The sequence below is a fragment of the Ruegeria sp. HKCCD4315 genome, assembly GCF_013112245.1.
GTDB lineage: Bacteria > Pseudomonadota > Alphaproteobacteria > Rhodobacterales > Rhodobacteraceae > Ruegeria.
In genome coordinates this window covers 2,275,639-2,290,103 of sequence record NZ_WVRN01000001.1, presented here as the reverse complement: position 1 = coordinate 2,290,103, position 14,465 = coordinate 2,275,639, and the positions used below count along the sequence as shown (strand labels likewise).

12 protein-coding genes are annotated in these 14,465 nt (G+C 57.1%); 3 read left to right on the top strand and 9 right to left on the bottom strand.

Translation table 11 applies throughout. From position 1 onward, the window contains the following. Positions 1–67 precede the first annotated feature (67 nt). On the top strand, positions 68–925 hold the full coding sequence (locus tag GS646_RS11405; protein ID WP_171678505.1) for a Hint domain-containing protein: 858 nt from the start codon (positions 68–70) through the stop codon (positions 923–925). Between the two features lie 201 nt (positions 926–1,126). Here GS646_RS11405 and GS646_RS11400 read toward each other — a convergent pair whose 3' ends face one another. Together GS646_RS11400 and GS646_RS11395 are read right to left on the bottom strand one after the other, a co-directional pair. Further along, positions 1,127–1,675: a hypothetical protein gene (locus GS646_RS11400; RefSeq protein ID WP_171184955.1), complete on the bottom strand. Its 549-nt coding sequence runs from the start codon at positions 1,673–1,675 to the stop codon at positions 1,127–1,129. A 137-nt stretch (positions 1,676–1,812) separates the two neighbouring features. Continuing rightward, on the bottom strand, positions 1,813–2,439 hold the full coding sequence (locus GS646_RS11395) for a J domain-containing protein (protein WP_171092268.1): 627 nt from the start codon (positions 2,437–2,439) through the stop codon (positions 1,813–1,815). Between the two features lie 108 nt (positions 2,440–2,547). On the opposite strand from GS646_RS11395, the gene GS646_RS11390 reads away from it, so the two are divergent. Then, positions 2,548–2,802: a BolA family transcriptional regulator gene (locus GS646_RS11390; protein ID WP_171184953.1), complete on the top strand. Its 255-nt coding sequence runs from the start codon at positions 2,548–2,550 to the stop codon at positions 2,800–2,802. A gap of 12 nt (positions 2,803–2,814) precedes the next feature. Here the strand turns inward: GS646_RS11390 and GS646_RS11385 are convergent, their stop codons facing one another. From GS646_RS11385 to pepN, 7 genes are all read right to left on the bottom strand, one after another. Further along, positions 2,815–3,891 (bottom strand): PLP-dependent cysteine synthase family protein, encoded by a 1,077-nt coding sequence (locus GS646_RS11385; protein ID WP_171646657.1) that lies wholly within the window; start codon positions 3,889–3,891, stop codon positions 2,815–2,817. A 328-nt stretch (positions 3,892–4,219) separates the two neighbouring features. Then, positions 4,220–4,639, bottom strand: coding sequence for a DUF4177 domain-containing protein (locus GS646_RS11380; RefSeq protein WP_171646659.1), 420 nt, complete (start codon positions 4,637–4,639; stop codon positions 4,220–4,222). Between the two features lie 80 nt (positions 4,640–4,719). Next, complete coding sequence (pepT, locus tag GS646_RS11375; protein ID WP_171184947.1) at positions 4,720–5,976, bottom strand: peptidase T; 1,257 nt, start codon at positions 5,974–5,976, stop codon at positions 4,720–4,722. Between the two features lie 147 nt (positions 5,977–6,123). Beyond that, positions 6,124–7,635, bottom strand: a complete 1,512-nt coding sequence (gene gatB, locus GS646_RS11370; RefSeq protein WP_171184945.1) for an Asp-tRNA(Asn)/Glu-tRNA(Gln) amidotransferase subunit GatB — start codon at positions 7,633–7,635, stop codon at positions 6,124–6,126. A gap of 81 nt (positions 7,636–7,716) precedes the next feature. Next, positions 7,717–8,976 carry a hypothetical protein gene (locus GS646_RS11365; protein ID WP_171184943.1) on the bottom strand — a complete coding sequence of 420 codons (1,260 nt, stop codon included), beginning with the start codon at positions 8,974–8,976 and terminating at the stop codon, positions 7,717–7,719. Positions 8,977–9,105: 129 nt separating this feature from the next. After that, positions 9,106–9,534 (bottom strand): hypothetical protein, encoded by a 429-nt coding sequence (locus GS646_RS11360; RefSeq protein ID WP_171184941.1) that lies wholly within the window; start codon positions 9,532–9,534, stop codon positions 9,106–9,108. After that, complete coding sequence (gene pepN, locus GS646_RS11355; RefSeq protein ID WP_171646661.1) at positions 9,531–12,083, bottom strand: aminopeptidase N; 2,553 nt, start codon at positions 12,081–12,083, stop codon at positions 9,531–9,533. The genes GS646_RS11360 and pepN overlap by 4 nt, the downstream gene beginning before the upstream one ends. A 209-nt stretch (positions 12,084–12,292) precedes the next feature. Between pepN and GS646_RS11350 the strand changes: the two genes are divergently transcribed. Then, complete coding sequence (locus GS646_RS11350; RefSeq protein ID WP_171184937.1) at positions 12,293–14,428, top strand: malate synthase G; 2,136 nt, start codon at positions 12,293–12,295, stop codon at positions 14,426–14,428. Positions 14,429–14,465: the final 37 nt, after the last annotated feature.

Below are 14,465 nucleotides of genomic sequence, written 5' to 3'. Positions count from 1 at the left end.
AAAGGTTAATCTGGCTATATGCTCATGCATAAGTCGCTCTAGGTGTTTGTTAACGGAAAAAGTTCGAATGGCGCTTACAATTCTAGGCCCATCTTCAATTGCGGTCCCCACTGTGTCGTCTTCCGTTATGCAACAATACACTGCAACCAAAGCCGGAGCTTCATGGAATGTTGTTGTTACGGGAACAGGGGGATTGAACCCTTCCGATTACTCTGTTTCGATTTCGTCGAGCGGGGTTTTAACTGTTGACCTCACCCCGGGTGTCGTCATTCCTCCCAACACGCAACTGGCCGTCGAAATATTCGCGTCTACGGGTCCTGGAAATGGCAACAACGACACACTCTTAGTGACGGTCGCGCTTCCGGCTGGAACTGTGCCGTGTTTCGTGAAGGGCACTATGATAGCAACCGAAAAAGGGTATTGTGCTGTCGAAGATCTTTCAGTCGGAGAGAAAGTGCGCCTTTCCAGCGGTGATCTGCTGCCCATTGAGTGGATTGGAGAAAAGACCCTGAGCGCGGAGGATTTGAGGCGCAACCCTCAATTGCACCCCGTTTGTATCCAAAAGGGAGCGTTGGGAGAAGGCATTCCTCACCGCGATTTGTACGTATCTCCGCAACACAGAATTGTTCTGGAAGGATGGCGCGCAGAACTTCTGTACGGAGAGCCTAGAGTCTTTGCCGCAGCAATCCATCTGGTGAACGACAAAACCATTCGTCAGGTTCATTTCAATGAGCCAGTCACGTACTACCACATTGCTTGTTGTCGCCACGCAATACTGATGTCCAACGGTTTGCCAACTGAAAGTTTATTTCTGGGTGATATAGCGCTGAAATCCTTCCACCGCGAAGACGTAAAAGAGTTGCTAACGCTATTTTCGGAATTAAGTGATCGCTCGACAGTGCCCTCACAAGCTCGCCTGAGTTGATTGAAGCGTTGGGAAGCACTTGTAATTCGAAGTTAAGCTCGCGGAGAAAGCCCTGCCATTTACTGATCTACACCGCGGTCAAGCAAGTTAGTGCAAAGTTTGCTTCTCTAGATCGACTACCATCAATTGAAATGAGGGCGGCACACAAAGTACGTCACAGCGCCGCGCGCAAACTTTAGCTTTGAAACGACGGTCACCTACTCATTGCGAAAACCAAAGCTCATCGTTACGAAAGCCGCCTTTCACGAGGCGATCCGCTTTCAAAACATCCGGAAACTCGTCCACCCAATCCCGAAACCGGTCATTTGTGATAATGCGTGCCTTGCTGTCCCGCGACGCTTGTAAAATCAAAGGATCCGCCGGCGTTCCTTTGGGTGCGATCATGACCTGCTTGGTGCGCAGACCTAAAGCGCGGCTCAGCGCCCGGTCGTTCATGTATTCGCCGTCGAGCTTATAGCCGACATTTGCATCGAATACGACACCCGGTTTGAACCCGGCCATCTTCAGCGCCGACAGCACCAGCCGCAATGTGCCCAGATCCGGCTTACCCTCTTTCCAATGGATCACGTTGGACCCGTCCACGATGATCCATGTGTTTGCCTTGCGCCACCTGAGCCACGCGCGCAGTCCCCAAACCAAGCTGATGACAATGAATAGCAGGCTCAGTTCTCGGGCGAACGCGAATTCAGTCGGAAGAAACGGGGCCGCGAAATAAACGCCCAGCGAAAAAAGCAAAAGGAGGTATGGCATTCGCACAGCGGCTGCTCCGTTAATACCTGTGTTCAAACCCCACCACTATTGCGGGTATTGAACAAGGTTTCCCGTGAGCTTGATCGCAATTGGGCCGGGCAGTGTACACACAAAGCCACAGCTGTCGGATCGCAGAATTATTTAAAATTCCGGCTGTCCTTGATCTGATCCCAGGCCCAGACGACCTCTTGTAGCTGCTCTTCCTGGCTGCGATCACCGCCATTCATGTCCGGGTGCAAGACTTTAATCAGCTTCTTGTAAGCCTTGCGCACCTCTGCCTTGGACCAGCTGTCATTGGCTTCCAGAATCTCGATAGCGCGGCGTTCGGTGGGGGGCAGGCGACGGCCACCACCGCCCGACGTGCGGCCTTTGTTTTGCGTGCTGTTGGCACCCAGAACCTGATGCGGGTCCTCGATGCCCAGACGGGCCCAGGCGCGCGCCTCGGGGTCGCCCATCGGTTTTGTTTCGCGTTCCCACACTTTGTCTTTCGACCGCTGCGCGTTTAACTCGGCCTCTGTGGTGCCGTCGAAGAAGTTCCATTTCTGATTGTATTCGCGCACATGCTGCTGGCAGAACCAGAAGAAATCATCCAGCACATCCGGTGCCTTGGGCGCGCGGAACTTGCCCGGCTCGTTGCAGCCCTCATGATCACAGATCCGGACCGACGTCTCGGACGCGCCTGACATGCCCCGACGCCCGCGCGGGTTCTTTTTCTTGGCGCTGGAAACGGACATATCAAATCCGAAGGGGTCTGACTTCGTCATGCTCTCAATCCTCACGAACGCATCTTTTCGACTCGGAGGCAGCAGTTTAATCTAAGCAGCCGAAAGTAGAAGAGGGGGGCGGTAAAATTTTTACCGCTGAGCGAAAAAATGAGCGTGACCGACGAGATCCGAACCTGCCTGCAAGCCGCCTTTGACCCGCGCGAGCTTGAGGTGATCGACGACAGCGAAAGCCACCGCGGCCACGCGGGTTTTCAGGAAGGCGGCGAGAGCCATTTCAACGTCCGCATTCGCGCCGCCGCCTTTGAAGGGCAATCTCGCGTTGCCCGCCATCGTGCGGTTCACAAAGCTTTGGGTGATATCGTGCCCCGCATTCACGCGCTGGCGTTGGATATCGATACTTGAACGCGCAGAACGTCAGTCTGCGCTCATCTGCGCCGAGGGCGTTGATGCCGAAATCGCATATTCTTCTTCGGTCATGTCGTCCTCGATGCCTTCGAACAAAGGGGTCGACAAATAACGCTCGCCAGTGTCCGGCAGCATGACCAGGAAAACGGATCCTTCCGGTGCGGATTCGGCCATCTTCATCGCGACGGCAAAGGTCGACCCGCCCGAGATTCCGGTGAAAATACCTTCTTCCGAGGCAAGTCGGCGCGACCACGCGATCCCTTCGGGTCCGGGTACGGGGATCAGTTCGTCGTAATACTTATTGTCTATGGCTTCCTGCAGGACCCAAGGAATGAAGTCCGGCGTCCATCCCTGAATCGGGTGCGGCTCGAAATTCGGGTGGCTCTCGGTCGGCTGATGATCCCCGTTGCGGGTGTTAGTGTACCCCGATGACACGATGGCTGCATTGGCTGGTTCGGTCAGGATGATCTTCGTTTCGGGCCGCTCTTTCCGCAAGGCACGCGAGACACCTGAAACTGTGCCGCCGGTCCCGTATCCTGTCACCCAGTAATCCAGCCGCTGCCCTTCGAAATCGGCAAGAATCTCCCGCGCAGTCGTGTTTTCGTGAATATCGGCATTGGCAGAGGTTTCGAACTGGCTGGCCAGAAACCACCCGTTTTCCTCGGCCAGTTCCTTGGCCTTGGTGTACATGCCAAACCCTTTTTGCGCCTTGGGGGTCAGAACGACCTTGGCCCCCAAAAACCGCATCAACTTGCGCCGCTCGACCGAGAAACTTTCAGCCATCGTGACAACCAGAGGATAGCCCTTTGCGGCGCAAACCATGGCCAGTCCTATCCCGGTATTGCCAGATGTCGCCTCGACAACAGTCTGACCCGGTTTCAATCGCCCGTCGCGTTCCGCTGCTTCGATGATATTCAGCGCCAGCCTGTCTTTGACCGAACCGGCGGGATTGAACGCTTCGAACTTCACATAGACGGTTACATGATCTGGCGCGATACGATTGACTCGGATGCAAGGCGTGTCGCCCACGGTGTCGAGAATGCTGTCATAAAGGCGTGCCCGCCCTTGCGTCTGCCGAATAGCCATTTTGATGTCCCTCCCGGTTGTTCGGTTAACATGATACAGATTTTCGGGGTGCGTATCCCTTTTTCAAATGGAGTGCCCTGCTTGTGTTCAAGTCAACGCCAGTCTTTTAACGCGTCTGTACTTTTTCGGACGAGATCACGCATGGACAGGCGTCTGTTCCGGTCATTTGCAACCCGAGTGCGCTGGAACCCACACCGGACAAGCCTGGACGCGGGTTCCGCCGGGCAACCTGTGTTGAAAGCGTGGCAAATGACTAAAGATGTTGGACTTATCTCAAAACAGCAGGTGTCTAGTGCCCTGACTCAGATACCCAACCCTTCGACATAGACTAAGATTTTGAAGCGTCATCGGCCTCGGATACTTCATCAGACCGTTTCAACGACAACGGCTGTTCGTCTGCCTCGGCCGCAATCGGTTTCGGCGCCTGAACCTCGTCGGGGCCCGGAACCGGCTGGGCCAACGGGGTGCTGTCCATATCTGGTGCTGTGCCGATTTCGGATGCGTCAACTTCTTCTTCCACCACGCGCCGAAACACCAGCACGTTGCGCCAGTTCGTTGTCGATCCGGTCAGGCCCGCGCGTTCCTCGCTGGGTAGCAGCTCGGCGCGTTGGTATTCCCAGCCGTCCTGACCCATTTGGTTCAGGACCTGTTCAACCGAGACCGCAAAGCGGCCCTCGGGTGTTTTCACCCCTTTGGCTTTGACACCTTTTTGTGGGGCGGGGATCACCTTGTATTCGTAGCGCTGCATCAACTGTTCCTAAACACCTGTTCGCGCCAAACTAACACGCTGATCCCCGAGGGAAAGAGCCGTTGCCCAACCGGCGGATTTCAGCCCTGATGATTACCGCCTGCCTGTGCCGCCTTGGTCACAACCGACAGGCACAGTTCTGTCGCCAGCGCCATATCCTGTACTGAGATCCACTCCATCGGCCCGTGAATACACTGCATCCCAGTGAAAAGGTTGGGGCAGGGGGTGCCGAACTCGGTCAGGCGCGACCCGTCGGTGCCGCCACGGATCGGGACGGACAGAGGTTCGATCCCCAATTCGCGGCAGGCATCGCGGGCCAGATCGACTGGCGTCATGTCGTTTTCCAGCCAATAGCGCATATTGCGATACTGATGGCTGATTTCGCAGGTGATATTTGCGCGTGGTTCGGTGGCCTGTACAGCGGCACAAACCTGTCGCACGATGTTGCGCTGGGCTTCCAGTGCGTCCATTTCGAAATCACGCAGGATCAGCTTGATCTCCATCTCGGACGAGACGCCATTCATGTCGGTGACATGGATGAATCCCTCGCGCCCATCTGTGGTTTCCGGGGTCATGGTGGCTTGAGGTAGCGTTTGAACGATCTTTGCAGCCAGATGTGCTGCGTTCACCATTTTGTCTTTCGCCAAACCGGGATGGATCGAAACGCCTTCGATCTTGATCACAGCACGGTCGGCTGAAAAGCTCTCGTACTCGATTTCACCGACTTCCTGACCGTCCAGCGTATAGGCGAAATCCGCGCCCAGATCCTTGGGAAGCTGTTCGGTTACACCGCGCCCGATCTCTTCATCCGGGGTAAAGGCGATGCGGATCGGTCCGTGCGGAATATCCGGGTTTTCGATCAGGTGCCGCGCCATGGTCATCAGGATCGACACGCCCGCCTTGTCATCCGCACCCAGCAGGGTTGTACCCGAAGCGGTGATCAGGTCATGGCCAATCTTCTCGGCCAGATAGGGGTTTTCTTCTGGCGACAAAACCAGATCAGGATCGTCTGGGAATGAGATATCGCCGCCATTGTATCCCTTGATCACCCGTGGCTTGACGCCTGTGGCGTTGAACTGAGGGGCGGTATCCACATGCGCCAAAAAGCCCACTGTCGGCCCCGGAGCGGTTCCGGGAATGGTAGCAATCACCACGCTGTCGCCTGTGATCTCGATATCCTGCGCGCCGATCTGGGTCAACTCGTCGCGCAACAGGTTCAGCATGTCGAACTGGATTTGCGTGCTGGGGGTTGTGGGAGAAGTCTCGTCACTTTGACTGTCGATGGCCGCGTACCGCACCAGCCGGTCTTCGAGTTCCTGATCAAATCTGTTCTGCATGATACCTCACCTCTCTGGAGGCGAAGAAAGAGCGCGAACAGGGGGAAGTCAAGCCGATGGCTTGACCCCAAGTCTTAAGATTTCGTGAGAATAGGATGTGTACAAGTCCACCCGTTGCCGCTGGCAGACCTCTACACATAAAACGGGTTACGACCCAAGCTTTTTGCTGACCAGTTCGTTCACGGCCTTCGGGTTCGCCTTGCCTCCGGTCGCCTTCATGACCTGGCCCACGAACCAACCCGCCAGTTTCGGGTTCACTTTGGCCTTTTCGACCTGCGCCGGGTTGGCAGCGATGATTTCATCCAGAGCAGCTTCGATGGCGCCGGTATCGGTCACCTGCTTCATGCCACGCTCTTCAACGATCTGCGCCGGGTCACCGCCTTCGGTATAGACAATCTCGAACAGGTCCTTGGCGATCTTGCCCGAAATGGCATCCGACGAGATCAGGTCAATGATCCCACCCAACTGTGCCGGGGAAACCGGCGAGTCGGTGATGTCGTGGTCTTCTTTTTTCAACCGGCCGAACAGCTCGTTGATGACCCAGTTCGCAGCCAGTTTCCCGTTGCGGCCCTTGGCGACCTCTTCGAAATACGCAGCGGATTCCACCTCAGCAGTCAGAACCGACGCGTCATAGTCGGTCAGGCCGAATTCGCTGATAAAGCGCGCCTTTTTCTCGTCGGGCAGTTCAGGCAGCTTCGCGGCGATGTCATCGACCCACGCTTGCTCGATTTCCAGCGGCAGCAGATCAGGGTCGGGGAAGTAACGATAGTCATGCGCCTCTTCCTTGGACCGCATCGAGCGGGTCTCACCCTTGTCCGGGTCATACAGGCGGGTTTCCTGTTCGACCTCACCACCCCCTTCGACGATGGCGATCTGGCGGCGGGCTTCGACTTCAATCGCCTGCTGGATGAACCGCATCGAGTTCATGTTCTTGATCTCGCAGCGCGTGCCCAAATGCGAGAAATCCTGCGTTTCCTGATACTTCTCATAGGCACCCGGCAAACAGATAGAGACGTTGACGTCCGCCCGCAGGTTGCCGTTTTGCATGTTGCCATCACAAGTGCCCAGATAGCGCATGATCTGGCGCAGCTTGGCGATATAGGCGGCAGCCTCTTCCGGCCCGCGAATATCTGGGCGGCTGACGATCTCCATCAGACAGACGCCGGTCCGGTTCAGGTCGACGAAGGACATATGCGGGTCCATGTCGTGGATCGATTTACCCGCGTCCTGCTCCATGTGGATGCGTTCGATGCGAACCATGCGTGCGGTGCCGTCACCCATCTCAACCAGCACTTCGCCTTCGCCCACGATAGGGTGGTACAGCTGCGAAATCTGATAGCCCTGCGGCAGGTCAGGGTAGAAATAGTTCTTACGGTCGAACGCCGATTTCAGGTTTATATCCGCCTTCAGGCCCAGCCCTGTGCGCACAGCTTGCTCAACGCAGTATTCGTTGATCACCGGCAGCATCCCCGGCATCGCCGCGTCCACGAAAGCCACGTTCGAGTTCGGTTCGGCTCCGAATTGGGTCGACGCACCCGAGAACAGCTTGGCATTAGACGAGACCTGAGCGTGCACCTCCATCCCGATCACCAGTTCCCAATCGTGCTTGGCCCCGGCAATGGTCTTGGGTTTGGGCATTTCGTATGTCAGATCGAGCATGGCGCGCCTCATTTCCGCAGAAGTCTAAGCCTGCGTATTAGGCCCGGCAGGGCCTAGGGGCAAGGGGGAATCCTGACGTGTTCAGTTCTGGGAAAACTGTAGGCCCGTTGGAGTGAAGGTCACGTCCATACCATTGCGCAATTCTTCCCGGAACAGATCCGAGATCGCCCGCAAGGCATCCCGCTGGCCCCGTGCGGCAAACCGCTCGGGCGAGTTGATGCGCACCGAGTTGTTGAAGCCTGCTGTCGCGTGGGCCCAGATCAATGGGTGCAACTCGGTCAGGTGATCGCGGATCAGCCAGTTCGCAGTATCGCGCATCTGTACACGGAACTGGTCGGCTTGTTCGTTCCGGCCTCGTCCGTTTTGGATGGTGATTGCACAATAGGCCGACAGCATGTTGATCATTTGCTGATCCGGCCGAAGCCGCACGATGTCGCGCAAACCGTCCAGGAAATACTCGGTATCGACCCGCGCACAGGCTTCTTCATCCAGCGCGATGGCGTCGAACTGAACCCAAGTGTAGCCGCCAGCGCCCCAGACGCCCTGGGTCCGAGCCGCTGTGCGCATCGCTTGTAATTCCAATTCATCGTAGCTTCCGAACCACCGAGGCAACAGATGGCTGCCCATGGCACGCATGTGCCGTTGGTTGCGCGGATCCAGCGTGATCAGGCGCTCATATTCATCAGACACCCGCGCGTTGGCGCGGCGTTGACCGGCCAAAAGCGCGCAGCCTGCCGCAGCAATCAGCGGGCTGTCCGGGGCATCAGTCCGGCATTTGGGCAAGATCGACGCGGCCCGGTCGAAATGTGCCGCACAGCGCGAACGGTGCAAGGGCGGCAGTGCCGTGTCTGACGCTGTACCACGCCACGCCCAGGCCAGATCGATATGGGCAAGTGCCACAACGGCGGCGATCATGGGGTCATCAGGATTGTCCGCCATTTCGCCTTCAAGCTCAGATATGCCTCCCAACAGGTCGTAATCCGAAATGGCTTTGCCGTCCGTCAGTGCGTGTTCCGCAGCCAGAACCACATCCGATCTTGCCCCAAACGCCAGAAGATCGGCAATTGGCATCCCGTCCGACACCGCCGCGCGATCCTGATCTGCGGTTCGCATTTCCTTGGACAGGTCGGTCCAACGATCCTGCCTGGCCAAATAGCGGCCATGTTCGATTGTGGAATGTCCGATCAGGTTTTCATTACCCGTTTGCACAACAGGAATGTTGAGTTGTCCTTGTTCAGGCAAGGCAGCCGCCAACGCAGACTTCGTCGCGCACAATTCTGGTGCGGCAGGAGCGGATGAGGCTGAGGGTTGGGCAAACATTGCCCGAAACGACCGAAACATGGCGAAACTCAAAAACTGTAAAAACACTTAACGTCTTTCAAATCTGGCGAGATATTGGGCTCAGATCAAGTTAAATGCTTAGCAGTTTTCGGTTTTTGTGTCCAATTTACCGGCTAGAGGCTCAGTGTTTCAGAAAACAGTAAAATGATGGCGCTCAACACGGAATCCGGCCTGTGTCAGGACCGGTTCAAGGTCTCGATGCTGCGGAAGCGACTCATCGGGTAAACGGATTCGTTTGCCCGAATGCAGAACGATGGAAACGCGTACCGACAAGTCCCACCGCGTGTCAAACCGGAAAAAATCAATGTCCTGCAGCAGGACCTCTGCCTGGCGCTTGCCGGTAAACCAGCGTATGGCGGTCGCATCGATCTGCACGCCGGCGCGCGTATTCTGGATCACGTCCCACACAGCTGGTAGGGTGCCCAATGCCAGCAGCCATACGATCCACCAGGCGGCATCGAACAGGACGACCAGAGCCATCAAGCCGGAATAGACCGCAGCCAGAATGACCAATGTTCGCGTGTTTCGGTTCTGGCGGGCGAATGTGAATTCAGTCATGCGCCAAGGATACGCGATACCATTTCACTGGTGTCACGCGACAAGTTCGGGGTTCCAGCAATGCGAGAAAGCTGCGCACGCATCAGGTCCTGACGGTCGGCATCATACCGTTTCCACGTTTGAAATGTCGAACACATGCGTGCAGTGGTTTGCGGATTCACCGGATCCAGTCGGATCAGCCAATCAGCCAGCAGGGCATAGCCAGCCCCGTCAGGCTGATGGAACCCGGCATGATTCATCGCTAGCGCGCCCATAACGGCGCGGAACCGGTTGGGGTTCTTCCAGTTGAAGTCGGCATGTTGTGTCAGAGATTGTGCCACGCCGGGTGTCGCCTCGGGTGCGGCCATTGTCACCTGCAGGCCAAACCATTTGTCCATAACCAGTCGGTCATGCTGCCACTGGTTGTAGAACGCAGCGAGTTCTGTTTCTCCTTTGCGCGCGCGCAACAGACAAGACAGGGCAGTCAATTGCAGGGTCATGTTATCTGCGTTGCCATACGCCTCAGCCGCCATTGCCCCGCCATCCAGTCGGGTGGTCAGCGCCAGCGCGGCGCTGCCAAGGGCGCGTTTGCCGGATTGCGCAGCGTCCGGCGCATAGGGGCCATCCACCAAGGCTTCGCTGTGTAGCCGGGGCAACAGATCCTGTACGTGCTGGGCCGTGGCCTGCCGCAGTGTCTCTACCGCAGACCAAATCTCCATCGGATCAGGGGTCTGGCCGCGCTCGTACAAGGTTGCCGCCAGCTCGGATTGCGTTGGCAGCCCAAGCATTAGGGCCCGGTAGGCTGGGTCCAATTCTCCGTCACGCAGCACGGCCAGCAGACCATCGAGGTAATCGGCATCCGGCGCGGCATCATCCTGGATCATTCGCAGCAAAGTATCCTGCGCCAGAGACCGCCCAGCCTGCCAACGGTTGAAGGGGTCGGTGTCATTTGCCAGCAGAAACGCCCGCTCGGCGTTGCTGACGTCATGCTCAAGAATAACCGGCGCTGAGAAATCACGCAGGATCGACGGTGTGGGTTTTGCGGCCAGCCCGGTGAATTGAAAGCTTTGCTCAGCTTCCGTCAGTTCCAACACTTCGGTCGGGCGGACCTCATCCCCATTTGCACCTAACAGGCCCACAGCAACCGGGATCACTTGAGTTTGCTTTTCATTTTGCCCTGGCGTCGGCTCGGTGCGCTGTTTCAACGTCAGGGTATAAATGCCGTCCGCCCAGTCTTCCGAAACGGTGACGCGTGGCGTGCCCGATTGGCTGTACCAGCGTTTGAATTGGGTCAGGTCGCGGCCTGTGGTGTCTTCAAAAACCTTGATCCAATCCTCGATGGTACAGGCCTGGCCGTCATGGCGATCAAAATACAGGTCCAGCGCTTTGGCATAGGCGTCATCCCCGACCAAACGTTTCAACATTCCGATTACTTCAGCACCTTTCTCATAGACGGTCGCGGTGTAGAAGTTGTTGATCTCCTGAAAGCTCTCGGGCCGTACCGGGTGTGACAGGGGGCCGTTGTCTTCGGGGAACTGGCGCGCGCGCAGGTCTATGGCGTCGTGAATGCGTTTCACAGGGGCCGAGCGCATGTCGGACGTGAACTGCGCATCGCGGAATACCGTCAGTCCTTCTTTCAGACACAGCTGAAACCAGTCGCGGCAGGTGATGCGGTTGCCGGTCCAATTGTGGAAATACTCATGTGCGATGATCGCTTCGATGCGTTCGAAATTCGCATCGGTCGACGTTTCGGGGCTTGCCAGAACAGCCGAGGAGTTGAAGATGTTCAGACCCTTGTTTTCCATCGCTCCCATGTTGAAATCGTCCACGGCGACGATGTTGAACACATCGAGATCGTATTCGCGGCCATAGACGTCTTCGTCCCATTTCATCGACTTTTTCAAGGCTTCCATGCCAAAGGCGCATTTGCCTTCATCGCCGGGACGAACCCAAAGGTTCAGCGCGACGTCACGGCCCGACTTGGTGGTAAACTGGCTGGCGTGGGAGATTAGGTCGCCTGCAACCAGAGCAAACAGATAGGCCGGTTTTGGCCATGGGTCGGTCCATTCGGCCCAGCCGTCGCCCTTGCCCGACGGGTTGCCGTTGGACAGCAGCACCGGAAGGTCTCCGTTGATGCGTACGGTAAAGGTGGACATCACGTCCGGGCGGTCGGGGTAGTAGGTGATCTTGCGAAACCCCTCTGCCTCGCATTGCGTGCAGTACATACCGTTTGACATGTAAAGCCCTTCCAGCGCGGTGTTATTGCCGGGATCGATCTCGACCTCGGCCTCCCAGATGAAGGGCGCATCCGGTACGGCAGCGGTCAGGCCCTTTTCAGTTACATCCGGCGTGATCTTTGCACCGTCAATTGCAGCGCGGATTAGCGTCAGGTCTTCCCCATGCAGAAAGAATGTTCGGTCCTTGGCATCAGGATTCGGGCGAAAGGCGACGCGCGATTTGACCCGGGTGGCATGGTCGGCAAGGTCGAAGGTCAGGTGCACGCTATCCACCAAATAACCGAACGGCGTGTAGTCCTTCAGGTAAATTGTTGTGGGGGCAGCGTCGCGCATCTTGGGCCTCGTATCCGTACTGGTTTGGCGCGACGTTAGGGGCTTCGTACAGGGGCTGCAACTGGCCTGCGTCATTCGCTTGCTGATTTTAAGGCAGCTTTTTGAAGGACCGAATACTGCTAATCACTCGACAAAAGTTGCCTATCGGAAACTTTCCCCCTAAATGCACCTGAGCATACAGTGGCACACAATCGCGGGAGAGCGGGAACATGACTGGCAGACACACCCTGAACGGGCTGCAGATCGATCCGATTTTGGCAGAATTTATCGAGACGCAAGCACTGCCAGGAACCGGAGTGTCCGCGCAGCAGTTTTGGGCGGGCCTGGCGCGATTGGTGAACGATTTGGGGCCGAAGAATCGCGACCTTCTTGCGAAACGGTCTGAAATTCAAAGCCGTATCGACGGCTGGCATATGGCCCGCAAGGGGCAGGAGATTGATCCTGCCGAATACCATACTTTCCTGAAAGAGATCGGTTATCTGGTCCCAGAAGGGGATGGGTTTCAGATCGAGACAGCAAACGTGGATCCCGAGATTGCCCTTACCCCCGGTCCCCAACTTGTTGTGCCGATCACCAATGCCCGTTTTGCCTTGAATGCTGCCAATGCCCGTTGGGGCAGTCTTTACGACGCGCTTTATGGAACTGACGCTATGGGTGATTTGCCAGCGGGCGGTGGCTATGATGCCGCGCGCGGGGCGCGTGTGATCGCATGGGCCAAAGCCTTTCTGGACGACGTCGTACCACTGGCGTCCGGGTCTTGGGCGGACGTGTCCAGCCTTACAGTGAAGGACGGAGGATTGGTTCCTGCGCTGGGCGACCCCGCGCAATTTGCTGGGTTTGGTGGTGCGGCGGACAAACCGGAATTCGTGCTGCTTAAGAACAATGGCCTGCACATCCAGATCATGATCGATCCTTCCAGTACCATTGGCGCAACCGATCCTGCTGGCATCGCGGACGTCCGGCTCGAGTCAGCGCTGTCGACGATTATGGATTGCGAGGACTCGGTGGCTTGTGTTGATGCCGCCGACAAAGTTGTCGCATACGGCAACTGGCTGGGTCTGATGAAGGGCGACCTGACCGAAGAAGTCACGAAGGGCGGCACAACCTTTACCCGTAAGCTTGCGGACGACCTGAGTTTCACCACGCCGTCGGGCGATCAGGCCACGCTGAAAGGCCGGTCGCTGATGTTGGTACGTAACGTAGGTCACCTGATGACCAACCCGGCTGTGCTGGACGCTGAAGGGCGCGAGATTGGTGAAGGGCTGATGGATGCCCTCTGCACTACGTTGATCGCCATGCACGATATGAAGCGCGAAGGCGGTAACTCGGTCGAAGGTTCGGTCTACGTCGTAAAGCCCAAGATGCACGGGCCCAAGGAAGTTGCGTTCTCGGTCGAGATTTTCGACATGGTCGAAGACATTCTTGGCTTGCCCCGCAACACCGTGAAGCTGGGCATCATGGATGAGGAACGGCGCACTTCGGCCAACCTCAAAGAATGTATTCGGGCGGCGAAGTCGCGCGTGGCGTTCATCAACACCGGGTTTTTGGACCGGACCGGGGATGAAATCCACACGTCAATGGAAGCTGGCCCAATGCTGCCCAAGGGCGATATCAAAAATACGCCTTGGATCGCGTCCTACGAGGACCGCAATGTCGACATCGGTCTGGCCTGCGGCCTGAAAGGCAAAGCACAGATTGGCAAGGGCATGTGGGCGATGCCGGATCGCATGGGCGACATGCTGGACGCCAAGATCGGCCACCCGATGTCTGGCGCAACTTGCGCCTGGGTGCCGTCGCCGACCGCCGCGACATTGCACGCGACGCATTATCACAAGGTTGATGTGCTTGCGCGCCAGGATGAACTGGCTGCCGGAGGTGCGCGCGGTACGCTGGATGACCTGCTGACCATTCCACTGCTGGATGGTCGGAATTTAAGCGACGATGAAATCACTCGTGAGATCGAAAACAACGCTCAGGGCATTCTGGGCTATGTGGTGCGCTGGGTCGATCAGGGCGTGGGTTGCTCCAAGGTGCCGGACATCAACGACATCGGCCTCATGGAAGACCGCGCAACCTGCCGGATTTCGTCTCAGGCGCTGGCCAATTGGCTGCACCATGGCGTCGTAGGCGAAGCGCAGGTAATGGCCGCGATGCAGAAAATGGCGGCTGTTGTGGATCGTCAGAACGATAGCGACCCCAGCTATACGCCTATGGCGCCAAGCTTTGACGGCATCGCCTTTCAGGCAGCCTGCGATCTGGTGTTCAAGGGGCGGGTGCAGCCTTCGGGCTATACCGAGCCGGTTCTGCACGCCCGTCGTCTGGAGTTGAAGGCAAGCCAGGTGTAAGCGGTTCGGGTCGGGGCAAGGGGTATGTCTACCCCTT

Bases quoted from the DNA above. Each gene is read 5' to 3' on its own strand.
- GS646_RS11395 (WP_171092268.1), bottom strand. From the start codon at position 2,439: ATGACGAAGTCAGACCCCTTCGGATTTGATATGTCCGTTTCCAGCGCC.
- GS646_RS11380 (WP_171646659.1), bottom strand. From the start codon at position 4,639: ATGCAGCGCTACGAATACAAGGTGATCCCCGCCCCACAAAAAGGTGTC.
- pepT (WP_171184947.1), bottom strand. From the start codon at position 5,976: ATGCAGAACAGATTTGATCAGGAACTCGAAGACCGGCTGGTGCGGTAC.
- GS646_RS11385 (WP_171646657.1), bottom strand. From the start codon at position 3,891: ATGGCTATTCGGCAGACGCAAGGGCGGGCACGCCTTTATGACAGCATT.
- GS646_RS11365 (WP_171184943.1), bottom strand. From the start codon at position 8,976: ATGTTTCGGTCGTTTCGGGCAATGTTTGCCCAACCCTCAGCCTCATCC.
- GS646_RS11350 (WP_171184937.1), top strand. From the start codon at position 12,293: ATGACTGGCAGACACACCCTGAACGGGCTGCAGATCGATCCGATTTTG.
- GS646_RS11360 (WP_171184941.1), bottom strand. From the start codon at position 9,534: ATGACTGAATTCACATTCGCCCGCCAGAACCGAAACACGCGAACATTG.
- gatB (WP_171184945.1), bottom strand. From the start codon at position 7,635: ATGCTCGATCTGACATACGAAATGCCCAAACCCAAGACCATTGCCGGG.
- GS646_RS11400 (WP_171184955.1), bottom strand. From the start codon at position 1,675: ATGCCATACCTCCTTTTGCTTTTTTCGCTGGGCGTTTATTTCGCGGCC.
- GS646_RS11405 (WP_171678505.1), top strand. From the start codon at position 68: ATGGCGCTTACAATTCTAGGCCCATCTTCAATTGCGGTCCCCACTGTG.
- pepN (WP_171646661.1), bottom strand. From the start codon at position 12,083: ATGCGCGACGCTGCCCCCACAACAATTTACCTGAAGGACTACACGCCG.
- GS646_RS11390 (WP_171184953.1), top strand. From the start codon at position 2,548: ATGAGCGTGACCGACGAGATCCGAACCTGCCTGCAAGCCGCCTTTGAC.